The 15,489-nt window shown below is 58.8% G+C and carries 23 protein-coding genes and 1 tRNA gene; all 24 read right to left on the bottom strand.

The genetic code is table 11. The features are described 5' to 3' along the window. Nucleotides 1–33: 33 nt before the first annotated feature. The 24 genes from tssC to KF796_03755 all read right to left on the bottom strand — a co-directional run bounded on the left by tssC (nucleotide 34) and on the right by KF796_03755 (nucleotide 15,483). A complete protein-coding gene (gene tssC, locus KF796_03870; GenBank protein ID MBX3585760.1) occupies nucleotides 34–1,524 on the bottom strand; it encodes a type VI secretion system contractile sheath large subunit in 1,491 nt (496 codons plus the stop codon). Nucleotides 1,525–1,583: 59 nt separating this feature from the next. Further along, nucleotides 1,584–2,114: a type VI secretion system contractile sheath small subunit gene (gene tssB, locus KF796_03865; GenBank protein MBX3585759.1), complete on the bottom strand. Its 531-nt coding sequence runs from the start codon at nucleotides 2,112–2,114 to the stop codon at nucleotides 1,584–1,586. A gap of 335 nt (nucleotides 2,115–2,449) precedes the next feature. After that, nucleotides 2,450–2,526: transfer RNA gene (locus KF796_03860), tRNA-Met, on the bottom strand. 17 nt (nucleotides 2,527–2,543) lie between these two features. Beyond that, nucleotides 2,544–2,942 (bottom strand): 50S ribosomal protein L17, encoded by a 399-nt coding sequence (gene rplQ, locus KF796_03855; GenBank protein ID MBX3585758.1) that lies wholly within the window; start codon nucleotides 2,940–2,942, stop codon nucleotides 2,544–2,546. A gap of 87 nt (nucleotides 2,943–3,029) precedes the next feature. Continuing rightward, nucleotides 3,030–4,019: a DNA-directed RNA polymerase subunit alpha gene (rpoA, locus tag KF796_03850; protein MBX3585757.1), complete on the bottom strand. Its 990-nt coding sequence runs from the start codon at nucleotides 4,017–4,019 to the stop codon at nucleotides 3,030–3,032. A 100-nt stretch (nucleotides 4,020–4,119) separates the two neighbouring features. Then, complete coding sequence (rpsD, locus tag KF796_03845; GenBank protein ID MBX3585756.1) at nucleotides 4,120–4,743, bottom strand: 30S ribosomal protein S4; 624 nt, start codon at nucleotides 4,741–4,743, stop codon at nucleotides 4,120–4,122. An 85-nt stretch (nucleotides 4,744–4,828) separates the two neighbouring features. After that, a complete protein-coding gene (gene rpsK / locus KF796_03840) occupies nucleotides 4,829–5,233 on the bottom strand; it encodes a 30S ribosomal protein S11 (protein MBX3585755.1) in 405 nt (134 codons plus the stop codon). Between the two features lie 18 nt (nucleotides 5,234–5,251). Next, a complete protein-coding gene (gene rpsM, locus KF796_03835; GenBank protein ID MBX3585754.1) occupies nucleotides 5,252–5,617 on the bottom strand; it encodes a 30S ribosomal protein S13 in 366 nt (121 codons plus the stop codon). Nucleotides 5,618–5,641: 24 nt separating this feature from the next. Next, nucleotides 5,642–5,755: a 50S ribosomal protein L36 gene (gene rpmJ / locus KF796_03830; protein MBX3585753.1), complete on the bottom strand. Its 114-nt coding sequence runs from the start codon at nucleotides 5,753–5,755 to the stop codon at nucleotides 5,642–5,644. Between the two features lie 23 nt (nucleotides 5,756–5,778). Further along, complete coding sequence (infA, locus tag KF796_03825) at nucleotides 5,779–5,997, bottom strand: translation initiation factor IF-1 (protein ID MBX3585752.1); 219 nt, start codon at nucleotides 5,995–5,997, stop codon at nucleotides 5,779–5,781. Nucleotides 5,998–6,003: 6 nt separating this feature from the next. Then, nucleotides 6,004–7,323 carry a preprotein translocase subunit SecY gene (secY, locus tag KF796_03820; GenBank protein MBX3585751.1) on the bottom strand — a complete coding sequence of 440 codons (1,320 nt, stop codon included), beginning with the start codon at nucleotides 7,321–7,323 and terminating at the stop codon, nucleotides 6,004–6,006. Between the two features lie 27 nt (nucleotides 7,324–7,350). Beyond that, a complete protein-coding gene (gene rplO, locus KF796_03815; protein ID MBX3585750.1) occupies nucleotides 7,351–7,782 on the bottom strand; it encodes a 50S ribosomal protein L15 in 432 nt (143 codons plus the stop codon). Nucleotides 7,783–7,791: 9 nt separating this feature from the next. After that, a complete protein-coding gene (gene rpmD, locus KF796_03810) occupies nucleotides 7,792–7,974 on the bottom strand; it encodes a 50S ribosomal protein L30 (protein MBX3585749.1) in 183 nt (60 codons plus the stop codon). Between the two features lie 14 nt (nucleotides 7,975–7,988). Beyond that, nucleotides 7,989–8,507: a 30S ribosomal protein S5 gene (gene rpsE, locus KF796_03805; GenBank protein ID MBX3585748.1), complete on the bottom strand. Its 519-nt coding sequence runs from the start codon at nucleotides 8,505–8,507 to the stop codon at nucleotides 7,989–7,991. Nucleotides 8,508–8,525: 18 nt separating this feature from the next. Further along, nucleotides 8,526–8,891 (bottom strand): 50S ribosomal protein L18, encoded by a 366-nt coding sequence (rplR, locus tag KF796_03800; GenBank protein MBX3585747.1) that lies wholly within the window; start codon nucleotides 8,889–8,891, stop codon nucleotides 8,526–8,528. Nucleotides 8,892–8,902: 11 nt separating this feature from the next. Beyond that, complete coding sequence (rplF, locus tag KF796_03795; GenBank protein MBX3585746.1) at nucleotides 8,903–9,436, bottom strand: 50S ribosomal protein L6; 534 nt, start codon at nucleotides 9,434–9,436, stop codon at nucleotides 8,903–8,905. A gap of 15 nt (nucleotides 9,437–9,451) precedes the next feature. Next, entirely contained in the window at nucleotides 9,452–9,847 is a 396-nt protein-coding gene (gene rpsH / locus KF796_03790; GenBank protein MBX3585745.1) for a 30S ribosomal protein S8, read from the bottom strand. A gap of 21 nt (nucleotides 9,848–9,868) precedes the next feature. Further along, nucleotides 9,869–10,174 (bottom strand): 30S ribosomal protein S14, encoded by a 306-nt coding sequence (rpsN, locus tag KF796_03785; GenBank protein MBX3585744.1) that lies wholly within the window; start codon nucleotides 10,172–10,174, stop codon nucleotides 9,869–9,871. 8 nt (nucleotides 10,175–10,182) lie between these two features. Further along, entirely contained in the window at nucleotides 10,183–10,722 is a 540-nt protein-coding gene (rplE, locus tag KF796_03780; GenBank protein MBX3585743.1) for a 50S ribosomal protein L5, read from the bottom strand. A 2-nt stretch (nucleotides 10,723–10,724) separates the two neighbouring features. After that, nucleotides 10,725–11,042 carry a 50S ribosomal protein L24 gene (rplX, locus tag KF796_03775; GenBank protein MBX3585742.1) on the bottom strand — a complete coding sequence of 106 codons (318 nt, stop codon included), beginning with the start codon at nucleotides 11,040–11,042 and terminating at the stop codon, nucleotides 10,725–10,727. Between the two features lie 9 nt (nucleotides 11,043–11,051). Then, a complete protein-coding gene (rplN, locus tag KF796_03770) occupies nucleotides 11,052–11,420 on the bottom strand; it encodes a 50S ribosomal protein L14 (GenBank protein MBX3585741.1) in 369 nt (122 codons plus the stop codon). A 207-nt stretch (nucleotides 11,421–11,627) separates the two neighbouring features. Beyond that, entirely contained in the window at nucleotides 11,628–13,223 is a 1,596-nt protein-coding gene (locus tag KF796_03765; GenBank protein ID MBX3585740.1) for a glycerol-3-phosphate dehydrogenase/oxidase, read from the bottom strand. Nucleotides 13,224–13,351: 128 nt separating this feature from the next. Beyond that, entirely contained in the window at nucleotides 13,352–15,082 is a 1,731-nt protein-coding gene (locus KF796_03760; protein ID MBX3585739.1) for a carbohydrate ABC transporter substrate-binding protein, read from the bottom strand. Nucleotides 15,083–15,174: 92 nt separating this feature from the next. After that, nucleotides 15,175–15,483 (bottom strand): DUF2160 domain-containing protein, encoded by a 309-nt coding sequence (locus KF796_03755; protein ID MBX3585738.1) that lies wholly within the window; start codon nucleotides 15,481–15,483, stop codon nucleotides 15,175–15,177. Nucleotides 15,484–15,489: the final 6 nt, after the last annotated feature.

Here is a 15,489-nt window from a genome sequence, read left to right as displayed (position 1 = left end):
TTGTTACTCCTTATTCGATGTTGATGTGGCAAATCAGGCAGCGGCAGGGGGAAGCTCAGCCACGAGACGGATGGAAGCTGTCAATTCTTCCATTTGAAAATGCGGGCGCAGGAAGCAGGTCGCCTGGTATGCGCCCGGCTTTCCCGGAACTTCGGTGACGTCAACCCTGGCTTGGCCCAATGGAAACCTCGCCTTGGTCGCTTGCGGAGCGGTGTCATTGATCAGCACATAGTCCGCGATCCAGTTGTTCAGGTAGGTCTCCACCTCTCCGCGAGTCTGGAAGCTACCGATCTTGTCGCGCATGATGACTTTGATGTAGTGCGCAAACCTTGAAGCCGCCAAAACATACGGCAACCGAGCGGAAAGTTGCGCGTTGGCGTTGGCCGCATCTTTGTTGTAAAGCTTCGGTTTGTTGACTGTTTGCCCGCCAAAGAAGGCCGCGAAATTCGACCCTTTGGAGTTGACGATGGCAATGAACCCGAGGTCGTTCAGTTCCTTTTCACGCCTGTCGGTGATGGTGATTTCGGTCGGGCACTTGAGAACCACATCTCCTTCATCCGTCTTATAGGCATGGGCCGTCATTCCGTCCACCTTGCCACCGCCTTCGACACCACGAATGGCCGTTGACCAACCGTATTTGGCAAACGCATCCGTGATGCGGAGTCCGAGTTGATAGCAGGAGTTCGCCCAGAGGTACTTGGAGTGATCCTTCCCATCGACGTCTTCCTCGAAATTGAAGTTATCGACAGGGATGGTTTTCGCACCATATGGCAGGCGCGCCGCATAACTCGGCAACACCAAGGACACATACCTGGAGTCTTCGGACTCCCTAAAACCGCGCCAGGTAGCGAGTTCAGCACTTTCGAAAATCTTGGACATGTCGCGCGGAACGCCAAGGTCCGTGAACGACTTCATGTCGAACAACGCGGGCGCGGCCGCCGCAATAAACGGCGCGTGAGCGGCCGCGGCGACTTTGGAAAGGCGCTCGAGCAAGGCCATATCTTGCGGGTGCCGCCCGAAGTAATAATCGCCGATCAGAAGTGAATAAGGATTCCCGCCGAAGGTTCCATATTCTTCCTCGTACACCTTCTTGAACAGGACGCTCATGTCATGGTCAACCGCCGACTCAAGATCCTTCAACAACTCCTTCTTGGTGACATTCAGCAACCGAAGCTTGAGCCGCGTGCTGGTTTCGGTTCCGAAAACCATGTCATGCAACCCGCGCCATGACGCCTCAAGCGCCTGGAAGCTCGAGTCATGCATGATTGCGTTCAGTTGATCAGTCAGGAGCTTGTCAATCTCAGCGACACGCTCGTTGATCATGGCAACCACCCCCTTGTCGGGAGCCGCCTTCATGCCTTCATCCAAAATCTGGGACGCAAATTGCCCGATCAGTTTCTTGGCATAAGGCCCTTGGGAGGGCTCAACAGCCATATTTCCCTCGTGAACGATCTTGTCCAAGAGTGTCATTTCACTGGTCGCGCTTGCGGCACCGCCTTCTGCGCTTGCTTGAGTTTCAGCCATTTCGATTCACCGTTCCAATTTGTTGAGATGCACCAACTTCAGCGCACCAGAATGGGTTATCAGGCGGCAGGAGCCGCTTCGTCGGACGGCGCTTCCGCACCAGCATTCGCTTCGGTTTGCAGCGCCTTGAGCTCTTCGGTGTTCGCGACGATGTTCTCGAGGAGTCCATCCAGTTCGTCGTTGCCATCAAGCTTGGCCAGCAAGTCACGAAGTTCCTGACGGGCCTGGAGCAACTTGGCCAAGCGAGGCACCTGCTTGACAATTGCCTCCGGATGAAAATCATCAAACTCTTTGAAATTGAGTTCAATCTTCAAATTGCCCTCACCCTTCATGGTGTCAGGCACCGAAATGTCCAATCGAGGACTGATCTTGCCCATGATTTCATTGAAGTTATCGCGGTCGATCTCAACCAAGCGGCGATCCTTCAGTTTAGGCAACGGCGTAGCGGGCTGGCCAGACAGGTCCGCCAGCAACCCCACAACCATTGGCAACTCCTTCTTCTCCACGGCGTCGCCAATTTCAACGTCGTACGTGATCTGGACTCGAGGCGGCCGATTCCGGCCTACCCATTTTTGCAGACTATCCGCCATGGTATTCCCCTACATTAAAACGAATGGACAAAGAAGAATCCCAATGACTGTTGGCGAAAACAGTCATGGGTGTGATTTCATTCTATGAAGCTTTCATATGTTGCGGCTAAATAGTAACCCTTACCTTTTCGCAGCAATTTTCACGCCGAGCTTGGCAGCATTCCGTGACAGAAGCATGGCAGCTTAGCCCGGGCACTCCGACGTGTCCAAAGGCCAACTTCACACCGAACCGGTGATGTATGCACACACAGAGACGACTCACAAACAAGGGAGGCAAAAACGAAAACGCCCACTTGTAAGTGGGCGTTTGCTATTAGCGAGAACCGCTAACTGATTGGTTGCGCGAGCAAGATTTGAACTTGCGACCTTTGGGTTATGAGCCCAACGAGCTACCAGGCTGCTCCATCGCGCGGCAATTGAAATTATAACTCAGTCTTGAGCCGCAGAAGCTCCGTCAGCATCCGAAATTTCCGGACGATCCACCAACTCGACCAGCGCCATGGGCGCATTGTCCCCCACGCGGAAACCCATTTTCAATATCCGCGTGTACCCACCCGGGCGAGCCTTGAATCGGGGGCCAAGATCCGCAAAGAGCTTCGTCACGCTGTCCCGACTGCGAAGCCGATCAAACGCCAGGCGCTTGTTGGCGAGCGTCGGCTCCTTGGCAAGGGTGATCATCGGCTCGACCACGCGGCGAAGTTCCTTCGCCTTGGGAACGGTCGTCTTGATGACTTCGTGCTCGATGAGCGAGTTCATCATGTTGCGGAGCATGGCAAGGCGGTGCTCGCTCGTGCGATTCAATTTACGAAGGCCGTGGCCGTGACGCATGGTGCTTTCCTTTACTTTATTAATCTCATGGCCGGATCAGGTACCACAAGTCCAAGACTGCTCTTCAGTCCTGTTTTCACCGTTGACTTAACGCTTGTCCAACCCGGCCGGCGGCCAGCTCTCAAGCTTCATTCCCAAGGTCAGGCCGCGTGACGCGAGCACTTCCTTGATTTCATTCAGGGATTTGCGTCCCAGATTCGGCGTTTTGAGCAGCTCGTTTTCAGTGCGCTGAATCAGATCGCCGATGTAGTAGATGTTTTCAGCCTTCAGGCAGTTGGCCGACCGCACGGTCAGCTCCAGCTCATCAACCGGACGCAGCAGAATCGGGTCGAACTGCTGGTTGGTGCGCTGCACCGGCGCATCAAACGCCGCCAACTCACTGCCTTCAAGTTGAGCAAAAACGGCCAACTGCTCGACCAGGATCTTGGCGGAAGCGCGTACGGCGTCTTCTGCCGTAATGGCCCCGTTGGTTTCGATCTCAACGACGAGCTTGTCCAGATCGGTCCGTTGCTCAACCCGTGCGCTTTCCACGGTGTAACTCACCCGCTTGACAGGGGAGAACGATGCGTCGAGAACAATCCTGCCAATGGATTTTGTGGGCTCGTCGGCATACCGGCGCATGGTACCGGGAACATAGCCACGGCCTTTTTCGACCTTGATCTGCATGTCGATCTTGCCGCCCTGAGAAAGATTGGCGATCACATGGTCTGGATTGATGATTTCAACATCATGCGGCGTCTGAATGTCCGCCGCCGTCACGATGCCATCGCCGTCCTTGCGCAGACTGAGGGTTACCTCGTCGCGGTTGTGCAGTTTGAACACCACGCCCTTCAAATTCAACAGAATGCTGACTACATCCTCCTGAACCCCGTCAATGGAGGAGTATTCGTGAAGCACGCCAGCAATCGTGACTTCGGTCGCTGCGTAACCCACCATGGACGACAGCAGTACCCGGCGCAGGGCGTTGCCCAGCGTGTGCCCATAGCCGCGCTCAAACGGTTCAAGCGTCACCTTCGCGCGGTTGGCGCCAAGGTGATCCACGTTAATGGTTTTGGGTTTCAGCAAATTGGTTTGCATTCAGACTTCCTCTCAATACCCCCGGCTCGTTACACCGGTAAGGCTGGTGAAGCGCCCAGACCGCGAAGCTTCGCGGGTGGGAACAAAAAAACAGTTCGAATCAGCGTGAGTACAGTTCGACAATCAGCGATTCATTGACATCGGCCGCGAATTCATCACGGTCAGGAACCTTCTTGAAGGTTCCTTCGGCCTTGTCGGCGTTGACTTCAACCCAGGCCGGCAAGCCAACTTGTTGAGCCAGCTGCAGCGCTTCAGCGATCCGGTTCTGCTTTTTCGATTTTTCACGAACAGCAACCACATCACCGGTCTTGACCAGATACGACGGAATATTGACCGGCTGGCCATTCACGGTGATGGCCTTGTGCGAGACCAGCTGACGTGCCTCAGCACGCGTGGAACCGAAGCCCATGCGATAGACCACATTGTCCAGACGAGACTCGAGAATGAACAAAAGATTGGCGCCCGTGTTGCCCTTGCGACGATCTGCTTCTTCGAAGTAGCGGCGGAACTGGCGCTCCAGCACGCCGTACATGCGCTTGACCTTCTGCTTTTCGCGAAGCTGCAAACCGAAATCCGAGGTGCGCTGGCCGGACGTACGGCCATGCTGGCCTGGCTTGGAGTCGAATTTCGCCTTGTCACTGATCGAGCGGCGAGCGCTCTTCAGGAAAAGATCCGTGCCTTCACGACGGGAGAGTTTGGCCTTGGGGCCGAGATAACGTGCCACTTTGTTTCCTTTACATCATCTTCCGCAACCTGATGCTGCGGGAGCCGGGAGTCTTGGTGCTTCCGGCGGTGGGCTTGAATGAAATTTAGATTCGACGACGCTTTTGGGGGCGGCAACCGTTGTGCGGCACCGGAGTCACGTCAGCGATGGAATTGATACGGATACCCAGAGCTGCGAGTGCCCGCACCGAGGATTCGCGGCCTGGTCCCGGGCCCTTGATCTCGACATCAAGGTTCTTGATACCTTGCTCAATGGCAGCACGACCTGCAACTTCGGACGCAACCTGCGCAGCGAAAGGCGTAGATTTGCGCGAGCCCTTGAAGCCTTGGCCACCCGAAGAGGCCCAGGACAATGCATTGCCCTGGCGATCAGTGATGGTGATGATCGTGTTGTTGAAGGACGCATGAACGTGCGCGACACCGTCGGACACGTTCTTGCGGACCTTCTTGCGCACACGTTGCGCAGCGTTGTTGGCGGGAGATTTTGCCATGACGTTTCTCTTTCCCGGTTATTTCTTCAGAGCCTGAGCGGCCTTGCGCGGCCCCTTGCGGGTGCGAGCGTTGGTACGCGTACGCTGACCCCGCATCGGAAGACCACGGCGATGACGGAAACCGCGGTAGCACCCGATGTCCATCAAGCGCTTGATGTTCATCGTGGTCTCGCGGCGCAAATCGCCTTCAATCGTGAATTGAGCGATCGCATCGCGGATTTTTTCAAGGTCCCCGTCCGTCAGGTCCTTGACCTTCTTGGAGTAGGCGATGCCCGTTGCTTCGCAAATCTTGCGAGCGCGAGTGCGACCAATGCCAAAAATGGCGGTCAGGCCGATTTCTGCATGTTGATGCGGCGGAATATTGATGCCAGCGATACGTGCCATGTTGATCCTCTAAAACTCTTGCAATCAGCCTTGACGCTGCTTGTGGCGCGGATCGGTACAGATCACGCGAACCACGCCCTTGCGGCGGATGATTTTGCAGTTGCGGCAAATTTTCTTGACCGAAGCCGAAACTCTCATAACTGTTCTCCTAAAACTCGCGCTTACTTGGCGCGGAACACAATACGTGCCCGCGACAAGTCGTAGGGCGTCAACTCAACGGTGACTTTGTCACCCGGAAGAATGCGGATGTAATGCATCCGCATCTTTCCTGAAATATGTCCGAGCACCACGTGCCCATTTTCAAGCTTCACGCGGAAAGTCGCGTTTGGCAGGTTTTCAACAACCTCACCCTGCATCTGGATGACATCGTCCTTGGCCATGCCGCCTCAACCACCGAGTGATGTCTTGAAATTGGCCTTCTTCAGAAGCGACTCATATTGCTGGGACATCATGTAGTTCTGCACCTGTGCCATGAAATCCATGGTCACCACCACAATGATCAGCAACGAAGTTCCACCAAAGTAGAACGGGACGTTGTATTTCAGAATCAGGAACTCCGGCAGCAAACAGACGAAGGTGATGTACACCGCGCCCGCCAAAGTCAGTCGAACCAGAATCTTGTCGATATAACGGGCGGTTTGCTCACCCGGCCTAATACCCGGAATGAAAGCGCCACTCTTTTTAAGGTTATCGGCCGTTTCACGGCTGTTGAACACCAGGGCCGTATAGAAAAAGCAGAAGAACACAATGGCACTGGCATACAGAAGAACATAGATCGGCTGGCCCGGTGTCAGCATACCCGCAAAGTCCTTGAGCCACCGCATGGCATCACCCGTGGAGAACCAGTTCACCACGGTCGCCGGCAACAAGATGATCGACGAAGCGAAGATCGGCGGAATCACACCGGCCATGTTCAGCTTCAGCGGAAGATGAGACGACTGCCCGCCATAGACCTTGTTTCCAACCTGGCGTCGGGCGTAATTGACCAGAATCTTGCGCTGCCCACGCTCCACAAACACGACGAAGTAGGTCACCAGCATCACAACCGCAACGATGAATACCGCGACGAGAATGCTCATCGCACCCGTGCGAACCAGTTCCAGCAGCCCGCCTATCGCGTTCGGCAATCCCGCGGCGATACCGGCAAAAATCAGGATGGAGATTCCATTTCCCAGCCCGCGCTCGGTGATCTGCTCCCCCAGCCACATGAGAAACATGGTCCCAGCCGTCAAGCTGACGGCCGCCGTCATCCGAAATCCAAAGCCGGGATTCAGCACAAGCCCCGCCGAACTCTCAAGTGCAACGGCAATGCTGAGGGACTGAAAAATCGCCAAGCCCAAGGTTCCGTAACGCGTGTATTGCGTGATCTTCCGGCGACCGGCTTCGCCTTCCTTTTTCAGTTGCTCAAACGTCGGAACGACATAGGTGAGCAACTGCATGATGATCGACGCCGAAATGTACGGCATGATGCCCAGCGCGAACACGGTAAAACGCGACAACGCCCCGCCCGAGAACATGTTGAACAGGCTCAGGATGCCGCCCTGCTGGCCTTTGAAAAGCTGCTGCAGCTGACCCGGGTCAATGCCAGGTACAGGAATGTGCGCGCCAACGCGGTAAACCACGAGCGCAAGCAGCAGGAAAACCAGCCGGCGACGCAGGTCGCCGAACTTGCCGGTTTTTGCCATGGAAGCGGGGCTAGTTGCCACTCGTACTGTCCTCTAATTCCTGGAGTCTCAAGCCACCGAGCCGCCAGCGGCTTCAATGGCCGCCTTGGCACCAGCCGTCGCACCAATCCCGACCAGTTTCACGGCGGTCTTGATTTCACCAGCCTTGATGACCTTGACCACCCTGGCAATCTCGCCCACCAGCCCTGCTTGCTTCAGCGCAAGCAGGTCGACTTCGGCCAGACCCAACTTGTCGAGCGCCGTCAGTGTCACCTCGGCATTGAACTTGAGCAGATGGGATTTGAAACCCCGCTTCGGCAGGCGGCGCTGCAGCGGCATTTGCCCGCCTTCGAAGCCAACCTTGTGAAAGCCGCCGGAACGGGATTTCTGACCCTTGTGGCCACGCCCGGCAGTCTTGCCCAGGCCAGACCCAATGCCGCGACCGACGCGACGCTTGGCGTGCTTGGCGCCGTCAGCCGGCTTGATAGTGTTGAGTTCCATGGGAAGCCTTTAGAGCACTTTGACCAGATAGCTGATCTTGTTGATCATGCCGCGCACGGCGGGCGTGTCCTGCAATTCGCTCACGCTGTTGAGCTTGCGCAGACCCAGGCCACGGACGGTGGCGCGGTGCGATTCCTTGGTCCCGATCGGGCTGCGAACCAGCTGGACCTTGACAGTTTGTTGGGTAGTCATCTTCGATCTCCAGTTCAGGCGAAGATTTCTTCGAGCTGCTTGCCACGCTTGGCCGCCACGTCCGAGGGAGTCGTGGAATTGCGCAGCGCGTCAAAGGTGGCGCGAACCATGTTGTAAGGATTGGACGACCCATGGCTCTTCGCCACGATGTCGGTAATGCCCATCACCTCGAAAACCGCCCGCATCGGGCCGCCCGCAATGATGCCCGTGCCCTTGGGGGCCGGCGCCATCATCACAAATGCCGCACCATGATGACCCGTCACATTGTGGTGGATCGTGCCGTTCTTCAGCGACACCTTGGTCATGTTTCGGCGAGCCTCTTCCATGGCCTTCTGCACCGCAGCCGGCACTTCCTTGGACTTGCCCTTGCCCATGCCCACGCGGCCATCACCGTCGCCAACCACGGTCAGCGCAGCGAAGCCGAGGATACGGCCACCCTTCACCACCTTGGTCACGCGGTTCACCGCGATCATTTTCTCGCGCATCCCGTCTTCGGGACCGTCACCTTGGGTTTTTGCCTGAACTCTTGCCATGATGTGTTTCCGTGTTCGTTAGAACTGCAGGCCCGCTTCGCGCGCCGCATCCGCCAGCGCCTTGACGCGGCCGTGGTACGCAAAACCTGCGCGGTCAAATGCAACCTTCTCGACGCCAGCCGCCTTGGCCTTTTCGGCAATGCGCTTGCCGATTGCCTGCGCTGCAGCCGTGTTGCCACCCTTGCCGGCGCCGCCCAGCGACTTGCGCACATCGACCTCTGCGGTCGAGGCACTGGCCAGCACCTTGGTGCCGTCGCCAGAAATCACGCTGGCATAAATATGCAGATTGGTGCGATTCACCGTCAGGCGCGCAACGCCTTGCGTGGCGATGCGGATGCGGGTCTGACGGGACCGGCGAAGACGCTGCTCTTTTTTGGTCAACATTTTGCAGCTCCTTACTTCTTCTTGGTCTCTTTGATCGTGATCTTCTCATCCGCATAGCGGATACCCTTGCCCTTGTAGGGCTCGGGCGGTCGGATCGCACGAATTTCAGCGGCCACCTGGCCCACGCGCTGACGGTCAGCACCCTTGATCACGACTTCCGTCGGAGTCGGCGTTGCCACGGTGATACCAGCCGGCATGTCCTTGTTCACGGGGTGCGAGTAGCCCACCGTGAGGTTGAGCTTGGCGCCCTGGGCCTGGGCCTTGTAACCCACGCCGATCAGGCTCAGCTTCTTCTCGAAGCCCTTGGTCACGCCCACCACCATGTTGTTGACCAGCTGGCGCATGGTGCCACTCATGGCGTTGGCTTCACGGGACTCGTTGGCCGGCTCAAAACTGAGCTTGCCATCCTTGTTCACGACCTTGACCAGTGCATTCTGGGCCAGCATCAATGTGCCACCCGAACCCTTGACACTGATCTGGTCTTCCTTGATCGACACATCCACGCCTTGCGGGACGGCGACTGGCATTTTTCCTACTCGGGACATTTTCTGCTCCTTCCCTTAGGCGACGTAGCAAAGCACTTCGCCACCGACACCGGTAGCGCGCGCCTTGCGATCAGTCATGACCCCCTTGGGGGTGGTCACGATCGCCACGCCGAGGCCATTCATGACCTGGGGAATGGCGTCATGGCCCTTGTACACGCGCAGACCGGGGCGGCTGACGCGCTCAATGCGCTCAATGACCGGACGACCAGCGTAGTACTTGAGGGCAATTTCGAGTTCGGACTTGCCGGATTCGGTCTTGACCTGAAAACCGTCGATGTAACCCTCGTCCTTCAGGACCTGGGCAATAGCCACCTTCACTTTGGAAGACGGAACCGACACCGTGGGCTTGGCCACCATCTGCGCGTTGCGGATGCGGGTCAGCAGGTCGGCAATGGGATCACTCATGCTCATGTTGTATCTCTCCTGCCTGGCTTACCAGCTGGCCTTGACGACCCCGGGGATATCCCCGGTGAAAGCCATTTCACGGATCTTGGCGCGCGCAAGGCCGAACTGACGGAAGGTGCCGCGCGGACGGCCAGTGATTTCGCAACGGTTACGCTGACGCGTGGGGTTCGCGTTGCGCGGGAGCTTTTGCAGACCCAGCCGGGCCGCAGCGCGCTCTTCGTCGCTCTTTTTCGGATCACGGGCAATCGCCTTCAGTTCCGCATGCTTCTGCGCGTACTTGGCGACCAGCTTGTCCCGCTTGAGTTCGCGCTCGATCAGAGCCATTTTTGCCATGGTTCGCCTCAGTTCTTGAACGGGAAGCGGAAACCAGCGAGGAGCGCCTTGCACTCTTCGTCGTTTTTCGCCGTGGTGGTGATGCTGATGTTCAGGCCGCGCAACGCGTCGACCTTGTCGTACTCGATCTCGGGAAAGATGATTTGCTCTTTCACGCCAACGTTGTAGTTGCCCCGACCATCAAACGCACGACCGGAAATGCCGCGGAAGTCACGAACACGCGGCAACGCCACGGTCACGAAGCGGTCCAGGAATTCGTACATCTGCACGCCACGCAGCGTGACCATGCAGCCAATGGCCTGGCCTTCACGGATCTTGAACCCGGCGATTGCCTTCTTGGCCTTGGTCACCACCGGCTTTTGCCCGGCGATCTTGGTCAGATCGGCCACCGCGTTGTCCATGACCTTCTTGTCGGCAACCGCTTCGGACACACCCATGTTCAGGGTGATCTTGGTCAGACGGGGCACTTCCATCGGAGACTTGTAGCCAAATTTGGCGGTCAGCTCGGGAGCCACCTTCTCGCGGTAATGTTGTTGCAGTCGTGCCATGGTCATGCCACCTTGATTTCTTCGCCGCTGGACTTGAAAACGCGAACGCGCTTGTCACCATCGACCTTGATGCCCACGCGGTCAGCCTTGCCGGTCGACGCGTTATAGATCGCCACGTTGGACTGGTGAATCGGCATGGCCTTTTCAACGATGCCGCCGGTGGTGCCCTTGAGGGGGTTGGGCTTGGTGTGTTTCTTCACCAGATTGATACCCTCGACCAGCACGTGGGAGTCGTCCTTGCGCAACGTGACCTTGCCACGCTTGCCCTTGTCACGGCCCGCGAGCACGATGACTTCGTCGCCTTTGCGAATCTTGTTCATGACGCGTCCTTACAGAACTTCAGGAGCCAGGGACACGATCTTCATGAACTTCTCGGTGCGCAGTTCACGCGTCACCGGGCCGAAGATGCGGGTGCCAATGGGCTCCAGCTTGTTATTGAGCAGCACGGCGGCATTGCCGTCGAACTTGACCAGCGAGCCATCGCCACGGCGGATGCCCTTGGCGGTGCGGACCACCACTGCGCTGTAGACCTCGCCCTTTTTGACGCGGCCACGCGGAGCGGCTTCCTTGATGCTCACCTTGATGATGTCGCCCACGCTGGCGTAGCGACGCTTGGAACCGCCGAGCACCTTGATGCAAAGAACGGACTTTGCACCGGTGTTGTCGGCGACTTCGAGCCGGGATTCAGTCTGGATCATTTTTCAATATTCCCAACTTGCACCAGGGGTCTTTGGCGGGCCACGAGGCCACCGCACACCACCGGTCAGTCTTGGGCCCGTCGTCCACGCCACAAACCATTCATGGCGCTTCCGCTGGGCGGAGCTGGAAGTTCAATTGAACTTTCCCCGCGCTTTTTGAGCGCAGCCCGCGATTATGGCAAACCCTGAATTGCTTGTCAAATGCCTTCAGCCTGGCAACTGTAGATAGTGCTGCGCCAGGGCGACGAAGGCTTGCGTCTGGGGATCAAGGCCGGTTTCCTCCTGCAACAGGCGCCCCACTTCTGGCGCCAGGGAGGCGGCAAGACGGGCGTCGAGAAACAGAAGGCGGGACCGCCTGGCCAGAATATCTTCTACAGTGAGCGCATACTCATACTGGGCGGCAAAGCGAACCATGGCCTCCGTCAGGCCTCCTCCCAGCGAATGGCCGCTGCCGGGCAATGCAATCACCCGCGACGATTCCGATCCGTAGGAATGCAAACCGGGCTCGTCGCAGATGCGGGGACCACCCGCCGAGGGAACCTCGGCACCGATCAGGGTCAAGTTGGTGGTCACTCCCGCCGCAGAGGCCTTGATCAGGCCCTTGTCCAGACATTTCTGCAGAACATCTTCAGCCATGGCCCGGTAAGTGGTCCATTTGCCCCCTGTGACGGTCACCAGCCCACTGCGGCTGACCAGCACCGTGTGCTCCCGGCTCAGGCCCTTGGTGTTTTCACCGTCATCATCGGGCGGCTTCACCAGCGGACGCAACCCCACCCAGACACTTCTGACGTCCTGCCGGCGCGGCGCGCGCGCCAGGTACCGCGCCGACTCCCCCAGTATGAAATCAACCTCCTCGCGAAAAGGCGAAGGCTCCCGCGCCAGATCATGCCGGGGGGTGTCGGTGGTGCCCAGGATGACCTTGCCCAGCCAGGGCACACCGAACAACACCCTGCCGTCAGCCGTTTTGGGCACCATCAGCGCGTGATCGCCCGGCAGGAACTCGCGGTCCACCACGAGGTGCACCCCCTGGCTTGGCGCCACGATGGGGCGGGCGGCGCGGCCGGTGGCGTCGCCATCCTTGCCGCGAATCTCGTCCACCCAGACGCCGGTCGCATTGACCACACACCCCGCCTGGAGATTGAAGGACTGCCCGCTGGCGCGGTCCTCGCAAACCAGCCCGGCCACCTTGCCGTCCTGGTGGATCAGCCCCGTGGCGGCACAGTAGTTCACCAGCAACGCCCCGTGCAAGGCGGCCGTGCGCGCCAGCGCCAGCGCCAGGCGCGCATCATTGAACTGGCCATCCCAGTACTTCACGCCGCCCTTGAGGCCGTCCGCCTGGGCATTGGGCAGCAGCGCCAGCGTCTTTTCGCGACCCAGGAATTCTGTCGCCCCCAGTCCGGCGGAGCCTGCCAGGGCGTCGTACATCTTGAGGCCCACCCCATAAAAGGGCGTTTCCCACAGCTTGTAGGACGGCATCACGAACGGCAGGCGTTGCGCCAGGTGAGGCGCGTTGCGCAGCAAGGTGGTGCGCTCGTGCAGGGCCTCGCGCACCAGCGCGATGTTGCCCTGGGCGAGGTAGCGCACCCCGCCGTGCACCAGCTTGGTCGCACGCGACGATGTGCCCTTGGCAAAGTCATGGGACTCGACCAGAACCACGCTCAGTCCCCGCGTGGCCGCGTCCAGCGCCACACCCAGGCCGGTGGCGCCTCCACCGATGATGGCCATGTCGTAGCGGACCGGCGCCGCCAGCCGCGCCATCAGATCCCGCCTGCTGGTGGGCCGGGGAGATGAGTCAATCGACATCAATGAGGTACTTCGACGTTAGCGACGCCGCGGCCCGTGCCCAGCGCCTGTTGCTTCGAGAATTGATGGCCGTGTGCGGGACTCGCGCACACGGCCAGGCATGAAACACGAGGTTTCATGCTCCTGCCTCAACGCACCTTGCCAGCTTTCCACGCATTCAGCAGGGTATCGTAAGCGATGGTCTCGCCCTTGGGCTTTTCGTTCGCCAACTTGGCCCACGGCGCGCCCTTGTCGCTCAACCACTTCTTGGGGTCTTCCTTCTTGTTGAGCTTGGGAGCGCACCGCGCCATGCCCGCGCGCTCAAGCCGTGCCATCACCTGGTCCATCTCCTCGGCCAGGTTGTCCATGGCAGCCTGCGGGGTCTTTTCACCCGTCACGGCAACCGCCACGTTCTTCCACCACAGTTGCGCCAGTTTCGGGTAGTCCGGCACATTGGTGCCGGTCGGCGTCCAGGCCACGCGCGCGGGGCTGCGGTAGAACTCGATCAGGCCGCCGAATTTCTTGGCGTTCTGCGTGAAGTAGTCGTGCTGGATGTCGCTTTCGCGGATGAAAGTCAGACCCACGGCCGACTTCTTGGCCGACACGGTCTTGCTGGTGACGAACTGAGCGTAGAGCCAGGCCGCGGCGGTCTTGTTGGCATCGTGGTCCTTGAAGAAGGTCCACGAGCCCACGTCCTGGTAGCCGTTTTGCATGCCCTGCTTCCAGTAGGGGCCGTTCGGACCCGGGGCCATGCGCCATTTCGGCGTGCCATCGGCGTTGACCACGGGCAGCCCCGGCTTGACCATGTCGGCTGTGAATGCGGTGTACCAGAAGATCTGCTGCGCAATCTGCCCCTGGGCGGGCACCGGGCCAGCCTCGCCAAAGGTCATGCCACTGGCTTCCTTGGGCGCGTACTTCTTCATCCAGTCCACATACTTGGTCAGCGCATACACAGCGGCCGGAGAATTGGTTGCACCACCGCGTGACACCGACGCCCCGACTGGCGTGCACTTGTCAGCGGCGACGCGAATGCCCCATTCATCCACCGGCATGCCGTTGGGGATGCCGATGTCGGCGGTTCCCGCCATGGACAGCCAGGCGTCGGTGAAGCGCCAACCCAGCGAGGGATCCTTCTTGCCGTAGTCCATGTGGCCATAGATCGGCTTGCCGTCGATGTTCTTCACGTCTTCACTGAAGAACGCGGCGATGTCCTCGTAGGCACTCCAGTTGAGCGGCACGCCAAGGTCATAGCCATACTTGGCCTTGAATTTGTCCTTGAGGTCCTGTCGCGCAAACAGGTCGGCGCGAAACCAGTACAGGTTGGCAAATTGCTGGTCGGGCAGCTGGTAGAGCTTGCCGTCCGGGGCGGTGGTGAAGCTGGTGCCAATGAAGTCCTTGACGTCCAGGCCGGGGTTGGTGAACTCCTTGCCCGCTCCCGTCATGTAGTCGGACAGGGCCATGATCTTGCCGTAGCGGTAGTGGGTCCCGATCAGGTCGGAGTCGCTGATCCAGCCGTCATAGATCGACTTGCCCGACTGCATGGAGGTCTGCAGCTTCTCCACCACGTCACCTTCCTGGATGATGTCGTGCTTGACCTTGATGCCCGTGATCTCCTCAAACGCCTTGGCCAGCGTCTTGCTCTCGTACTCATGCGTGGTGATGGTTTCTGAAACCACCGAAATTTCCTTCACGCCCTTGGCCTGCAGCTTCTTCGCCGCGTCGATGAACCATTTCATCTCGGCCATCTGCTTGTCCTTGGACAGGGTCGAGGGCTGGAATTCCGCATCGATCCACTTCTTGGCTTCCGGTTCGCCCGCCCAGGCGCCGTGTCCGGCAACCATTGCCGCGGCCAACGCCAGCGCCGTGTAACGCATCTTCATGTCTTGTCTCCTAAATGATCTCCTCCCCGGGGATACTGCAAGATTCCTCCAGCCCGGGGGAAGCAACGGGCTGGATACTCAAATCACCGCGCCTACCCTTTGCGCATGATCCAGACCAACAGCCCCATCGAGGCCACGAAGCTGATCCATACCGAGGGGTCGGTCTCCAGCCCCAGCCACTGCGCCAGCCAGCCGCTCACCCCCACAAACGCGAGATTGAGGTAGGCCGCCGCGAGCAGGCCAATGAAAAGCCGGTCGCCGCGCGTCGTCTCCAGCGGCAGGAAGCCGCGGCGCAGCGTGGTCGGCGACTTGATCTCCCAGACCGTCATCCCGACCAGCATCAGCACAATGCAGGTGAAAAACACGGCGACCGGCGTGGTCCATGCCATCCAGGTAAACATCTCAAC

The organism is Ramlibacter sp. (assembly GCA_019635435.1).
Lineage (GTDB): Bacteria > Pseudomonadota > Gammaproteobacteria > Burkholderiales > Burkholderiaceae_C > JAHBZM01.
The sequence above is the reverse complement of the archived record's forward strand: the minus strand, read 5'-3'. Positions and strand labels throughout refer to the sequence as shown.